6 protein-coding genes are annotated in these 6,061 nt (G+C 63.7%); 4 read left to right on the plus strand and 2 right to left on the minus strand.

What is annotated here, in order from left to right:
- Positions 1 to 502: SDR family NAD(P)-dependent oxidoreductase (locus AB4Y86_RS09795; protein ID WP_441402051.1), on the minus strand; the 502-nt coding region annotated here is incomplete at its 3' end.
- Positions 503 to 744: 242 nt separating this feature from the next.
- Here AB4Y86_RS09795 and AB4Y86_RS09800 point away from each other — a divergent pair.
- Positions 745 to 2,358, plus strand: coding sequence for an FAD-binding oxidoreductase (locus AB4Y86_RS09800; protein ID WP_441402052.1), 1,614 nt, complete (start codon positions 745 to 747; stop codon positions 2,356 to 2,358).
- Between the two features lie 28 nt (positions 2,359 to 2,386).
- Here AB4Y86_RS09800 and AB4Y86_RS09805 read toward each other — a convergent pair whose 3' ends face one another.
- Positions 2,387 to 3,373 carry a helix-turn-helix domain-containing protein gene (locus AB4Y86_RS09805; RefSeq protein ID WP_441402053.1) on the minus strand — a complete coding sequence of 329 codons (987 nt, stop codon included), beginning with the start codon at positions 3,371 to 3,373 and terminating at the stop codon, positions 2,387 to 2,389.
- Positions 3,374 to 3,621: 248 nt separating this feature from the next.
- On the opposite strand from AB4Y86_RS09805, the gene AB4Y86_RS09810 reads away from it, so the two are divergent.
- From AB4Y86_RS09810 to AB4Y86_RS09820, 3 genes are all read left to right on the plus strand, one after another.
- The gene (locus tag AB4Y86_RS09810) at positions 3,622 to 4,152 is read left to right on the plus strand and encodes a TetR/AcrR family transcriptional regulator C-terminal ligand-binding domain-containing protein (protein WP_441402054.1); all 531 of its coding nucleotides are present in this window, start codon (positions 3,622 to 3,624) and stop codon (positions 4,150 to 4,152) included.
- A 223-nt stretch (positions 4,153 to 4,375) separates the two neighbouring features.
- Complete coding sequence (locus AB4Y86_RS09815) at positions 4,376 to 5,596, plus strand: acetyl-CoA C-acyltransferase (protein WP_441402055.1); 1,221 nt, start codon at positions 4,376 to 4,378, stop codon at positions 5,594 to 5,596.
- On the plus strand, positions 5,593 to 6,006 hold the full coding sequence (locus tag AB4Y86_RS09820) for a hotdog fold thioesterase (RefSeq protein WP_441402056.1): 414 nt from the start codon (positions 5,593 to 5,595) through the stop codon (positions 6,004 to 6,006). Before AB4Y86_RS09815 ends, AB4Y86_RS09820 begins: the two co-directional genes overlap by 4 nt.
- Positions 6,007 to 6,061: the final 55 nt, after the last annotated feature.

Below are 6,061 nucleotides of genomic sequence, written 5' to 3' on the forward strand. Positions count from 1 at the left end.
CCTCGGCCGCGAGTTGCCGGGTGAGAGCGATGACGGCCCCTTTCGCGGCAGCGTGGGCGGCCTGCGGCAGGGCTCGTGCGCCCTGGATCCCGGCGCCCGAGCCGATGTTCACAATCGCACCGCCGACGGCGGCAAGGTGCGGCCATGCGCTTTGGCAGGCGTGCCACACCAGGTCCAGCTCGTTCTGGAGGGTGAAACGGTAATCTTCGGCGCTCATCTGTGCGAAGGGCGCGAATTTCGGTTTGCTGGCGTTGTTGTAAAGCACGTCGATGCGTCCGTGACGTTCGAGCGCATCGCCCACCCAGCGATCTATGTCCTCCCGGGTTCCCAGGTCCAAAGGAGCGCTAGATTCGATCGTGCCGCCCTCCGCCTTCACCAGGCGTACCGTCTCCGCGGCTCCTACTGCATCGAGATCACAACCGACGACTGTAGCGCCCTCACGTGCGAACAGTCGGGCGGTCACCCGGCCCATCCCGCCGCCGATGCCTGTCAGCAGAACCACTTTTCCTTCAAGACGACCACTAGTCATGGTTTCTTCTCCGTCTACCTCGTTTTATGTATTGGGCCCATGCAACCACGGCGCGGAGGGGACGGGGCAACGGAGCGGTGTGATGGTGCAGTTCGTGCACACTTCTGTGCACGAACTGCACTACGGGTCGGGCGGTCTCCCAGCCCCGGCCCAGATGGCTCAGGATAAGCAGCACGTGTTACGCACGCCACACTGCATCAAAGGAGATGTTTAAGATGAGTATTACCCCTGAGACGTCCGTTCGCCCGCTCCCACCCGGCGTCACCGAGTCCGACCTTGAAGAGGCACTGGCGGCGTTCGCCGCTGCGATCGGCGAAGAGAAGGTTGCTAGCGATGCCGCGTCCCTGGAGGACTTCCAGGATCCCTTCCAGGTTCCCAGCTCCGCGACGAATCTCCCGTCCGCCGTCGTCAGCCCCACGAGTACCGAGGACGTCCAGGCAGTCGTTCGGATCGCAAACCAGTATCGAATCCCGTTGTGGCCCATAAGCCGAGGCAAGAACAACGGCTACGGGGGAGCCGCCCCGCAGGTGCGCGGCTCCGTCATGCTGTCCTTCCGGAACATGAACCGCGTCTTGGAGATCAATGAGGAGCTCGGGTACGCCATCGTGGAGCCCGGTGTGAGCTGGTACGACCTGCACGACGCAATCAAGGCTGGCGGCCACAACCTCGTCGCCTCCATCGTGGACATCGGCTGGGGAGGCGTCGTCTCGAACACGCTCGAGCACGGGCTCACCTACATGCCGTACTCGATCGACCAGGCCTCGCACTGCGGCTTCGAGGTGGTGCTCCCAAACGGCGACCTCATGCGCACCGGCTCGGGCGCCATGGACAACAACCCGACGTGGCCGCTCTACAAGCGTGGCCTTGGGCCGACCTCGACTGAGATGTTCATGCAGTCCAACTACGGCATCGTCACAAAGATGGGCTACTGGCTGATGCCCAAACCCGAGGTGTACATGCCGCTGTGGCTGCGCGTCTGGGACGAGGCGCAGATGCCCGCCGTAGTCGATGCGCTGCGCGAGCTCATGCTGGCCGGCACGATCGACATGCGCCCGCAGCTGTCGAACACGCTATGCATGGCCTCGATGCTCACCACCCGTGCTGAGTGGTACACCGGTGAGGGCCCGATGCCCGAGGAGATCATCGACAAGATCGCCAAGGACATGGGACTTGGCCGTTGGATGATGCGCTTTGCCCTTTATGGCGACGAGGCGGTGGTCGACCACAACTTCGCGAGGCTCGAGGCCCGTTTCCTTCAGATCCCGAGCGTGGACCTTATGGGCCAGAAGCACGGGGCGGACGCCTGGGAGACGCTGCCTAACCCGCATGAGCGGGTGCAGATCGGGGTGCCGAGCCAGGACCTGTACAAGATGGCTGGATGGTCAGGCGGCGAGGAGGGCGGCCACGTAGACTTCTCGCCGGTCATCCCGCTCACGGCGCAGCACGCGATCGCCGCGCAGAAGCTTATGGCCGAAATGTGCGCGGAGGTGGGCCTTGATTTCCTCGGTGGCATGCTCCCGATCAACGCCAGGTCGACCACGTTCATCAACGTGATCCCCTTTGACACTAAAAATCCGGAGCAGGTCGCCAAGGCGTATGCCCTTGCCAAGCGCATGGTCGCGGAGGCGGGGAAGCGAGGCTACGGTGAATACCGGGCGCACCTGTCCTTTATGGACCTGGCGGCTGACCAATTCGGCTTCAATGATCACGCGTTGCGGCGCTTCAACGAGACGATCAAGGACACCCTCGACCCGAACGGGATCATCGCCCCGGGCAAGTCGGGGATCTGGGGCACCCGCTTGAGGAAGGCCGGTTTCCCGCAAATCTGACCGCGCATCCTTAGGACCCCCCGCCTTACTAAAAGGGCGGGGGGTTCCCAGGTCCTTCCGGCAACTGCCTGGCATCCCGCGGCGCGAAACCGTGCACCTCGCGAAAAGCCCTGCTGAAGCTGGCCGGATGGCGGTATCCCCACCTCGCGGCAACAGTCGCGATCGTCGTTTCCGGAGACCGGCGCAAATCCAACACAGCACCTTCAAGCCGCCGCTCGCGGATCCAGGACGACACCCCGCTGCCGGAGGATGCGAAGATCTTGTGCACGTAGCGGGTGGACACGTAATGGGCCTGTGCGATCAGCTCGGGTCCGAGTTCCGGATCGTGCAGGTGCTCCATCACGTAGCGCTGCATCCGTGCGAGGAAGGCCTCGGAGCGGGAGCGCGGATCGGTAATCTGCGGATTGGAAATCTCCTGGGCACCGTACATGCCCCGGAGTAGCGGCAGAAGCATTTCTGCCGCGGATTCCCCGTCGGAGCCTAAGAGCCCGCCGCCGCTCGTGATGGTTCGGGCGAGCTGTGCGAGGAACGGCGTTGCCGGCCCGGTGAGTCGTCCTTGGCCCGAATCCACCCTCGTAGCAGATTGCCGGGTGATGCCCTCGGACTGCGCCCCGATGAACCATCTGGGAATGCTGAAGACGACTACCTCGAAACCTTCTCGGCTCTCAAAGGTGGAGGGCCGCGACGTATCCTGGCACGCAACGTCGCCGGGGCGGAGGACGCAACTGCGCTCGTCCTGCTCGATATGGRTGGAGCCCTGGGTCAGCAGATACAGCAAGATGCATTCGGGGTCTGCAGTCGCGATCATCTGTGGCGTCCGGGCCACGCGGTGGGCAAGCCCTTGGATGGACTGGACCCGGACCGGTCCCATCTGCCCACCTGCCAGGCGGGCCTCAAAGGACGACGCCCCGACCGATTCGACCTGCATGGGGAAGAAGCGTTCGGCGATCCCCGCCGACCAGTAGTCCCGGCGCTCAGCTGGTGGCACCGAACGGGTGTCCAGTACTGACATCATGGCCACCTTCCAAATATTCGATCCGTTCCGTACCGATTGTAACGTGCGTCACATCAGTATTCAAAGATGGCGCGGCATCACGGCGGCTGGCTGCCAACCAACGGCTGGATCTGGGGTCCCGTAACGCCCGGAGCGAAGAAATCGCCCGCAAGTGATTGAGTACGTTTCGTATTGGATGATCTGGCACGTATTGTTGGCGCATGGCAATCAGAAGCGAAGAGAGTCGTCGGGCCGTTTTGGAAGCAACCATGAAGTTGCTCGAAGACTCGGGGTCAGAAGGGCTTACGGTTCAAAAACTCTCCATTGAGCGCATTGCCCGCGAAGCGGGGGTCAGCAAGACCACCATCTACAGGTGGTGGTCGAGCAAGGTTGCTGTGGTAATCGATACATTCCTGGACAACCATGTGGCACGGACCCCAGTGCGGGAGGACTTGTCCGCGATCGACGCGCTCCGTGAGCACATGGCCTCGCTTGCGGACGTCTACGCCAGTAGTGAGGGCCGGCTCGTGGCGCAACTCATTGGAGAGTGCCAGCAGGATGAGGCAGCGATGTCTGAGTTCAAGAAGCATTTCTGGTCCCCGCGTGCGCTGGTTGTTGAGTCCCTGGTTGAGCGGGCCATCAGCGAGGGGTCAATGCGCAAGGATCTCGATGCTCAAGTCGTGACGGAGATGCTCTACGCCCCGATCTACTTTCGTCTGTTGTTCCAATCCGGCCCCCTCGCCGCCAAGGCCACCGATGCCGTCATGCAGACGGCGCTTGAGGGGCTTGCTGCAAAGTAGTGGCAGGGAGAGTACCCGCTCCTCCCGCGCAATGAGCGAGGACGCCCGGTAAGAAGGCCGAAACCTTGTGCAATACGATACGGTCCGTATATACTCGATTGTACGTCTGTCTCGGTACTTAATGTGCCTACGGCACTTTGGCGATCCCGATCCGGCGAATTCCATTCCCGGCCCGTGGATTAAGTCTGCCGACGGGCGATCCACAATGAAAGGACACATCATCGTGAGTACCGCCATCGCGTCCAATGACGCGGTCATTGTCTCGTACCGCCGGACCCCGATCGGACGCGCCCGCAAGGGCTCGCTGGCCGGAGTGCGTCCCGAAGATCTTGCCGTAGCCGCAATCCGCGGAGCGCTCTCAGACCTCGGGCACATTGACTCTATCGGGTTGTCCGACGCCTACGTTGGGTGCGCGGTGCCGCAGGGTGCCCAGGGCGACAACATCGGGCGCCGCGCCATGGTGCTGGCCGGAATGGACAACGTACCGGCGGTGACCGTCAACCGGTTTTGCGCCTCCTCGCTGCAGGCCACCGCGATGGCGGCCCAGGCAGTGAAGGCCGGCGACGGGGAAGCGTTTTTGGTCGCGGGCGTCGAATCGACGAGTTCGACGCCGCCAGTAGTGGAGTCCCCGCACCCCGCTTTCGCGGACGCGGCACGGCGTGCCGACGAGCTCTTCGAATCGGATCAGCGCTGGGAGGATCCGCGGAATTATGGGCAGCTGCCCGACGTCTACGTGTCCATGGGCAAAACCGCCGAGTTCGTGGCACGCCAAACCGGGACCACCCGCCGCGACCAGGACGAGTGGGCCTTGGAATCCCAGCTCAGGGCAGAGCGGGCCATCAAGTCCGGATACTTCGCCCGCGAGATCGTCCCGGTGACCACGACCACAGGCGCCGTGGTAAGGACGGACGACGGCCCGCGCCCTGGCACCACCCTGGAGGCCCTCTCCGGCCTGAAGCCCGTGTTCCACGAATCCGGAACAGTCACGGCAGGAAACGCCAGTCCGCTCAATGACGGTGCTTCTGCCTTGGTGGTCATGAGTGCACAGCGCGCGGGCGAACTGGGGCTCAAGCCGCTGGCCCGCATCCTGGGCAGTGCCGCAAGCGCCCTGTCGCCGGAAATCATGGGTCTTGGTCCGGTGGACTCGTCCCGCCGCCTGCTTGAGCGCCTCGGACTGACGATCGGGGACATTGACATTATTGAACTGAATGAGGCTTTCGCCGCGCAGGTGGTTCCCGCGGTGCGGAAGCTTGGCGCCGATCCGGAGCGGGTCAACCCGTTCGGCGGGGCAATCGCACTGGGGCACCCCTTCGGCGCGACCGGCGCCCGGCTGGTCGGGACGCTTATCAATGGATTACAGACCACCGACGGTGCGCTCGGCCTGGCCACGCTCTGCGTCGGCGGTGGCCAGGGCATGGCGATGGTAGTGGAGCGGCTCGCGTGAACCCCGCAACGCTGATTGCTGAGCCAGCCCGCTCGATGCTGGCCGCCGACCGTGCCCTGGAAGGCATGGGCATCACGGTGCTGCGTGCCAGTGAGGGGCGAGCCACTGCAGTCCTGACCGTCATGCCTGACATGGCCAACGGGCACGGCATTGCCCACGGCGGTCTGGTGTTCGCCCTGGCCGACACCGCTTTCGCGATGGCCGCCAACACTTTCGGCGCCGGAATAGCGACCGCCGAGGCTTCCATCTCCTACATTTCTCCGGCTCACATCGCCGACGAACTGGTTGCCTCCGCGGAAGTGAGCTTCCACGAGGGCCGCCGGATGATTGTGGACGTCATGGTACGCGCGGGGGAACGGACAGTGGCCATTTACCGCGGAACAGGACGCGCCCTTCGGCCGGTGGAGTGAGTTTCTAAGAAGCCCCATATTAAAAGGCGTGTGCGCCCGGACTCCAACGGTGGAG

The sequence above is a fragment of the Arthrobacter sp. 2YAF22_2 genome (genome assembly GCF_052114645.1).
GTDB lineage: Bacteria > Actinomycetota > Actinomycetes > Actinomycetales > Micrococcaceae > Arthrobacter.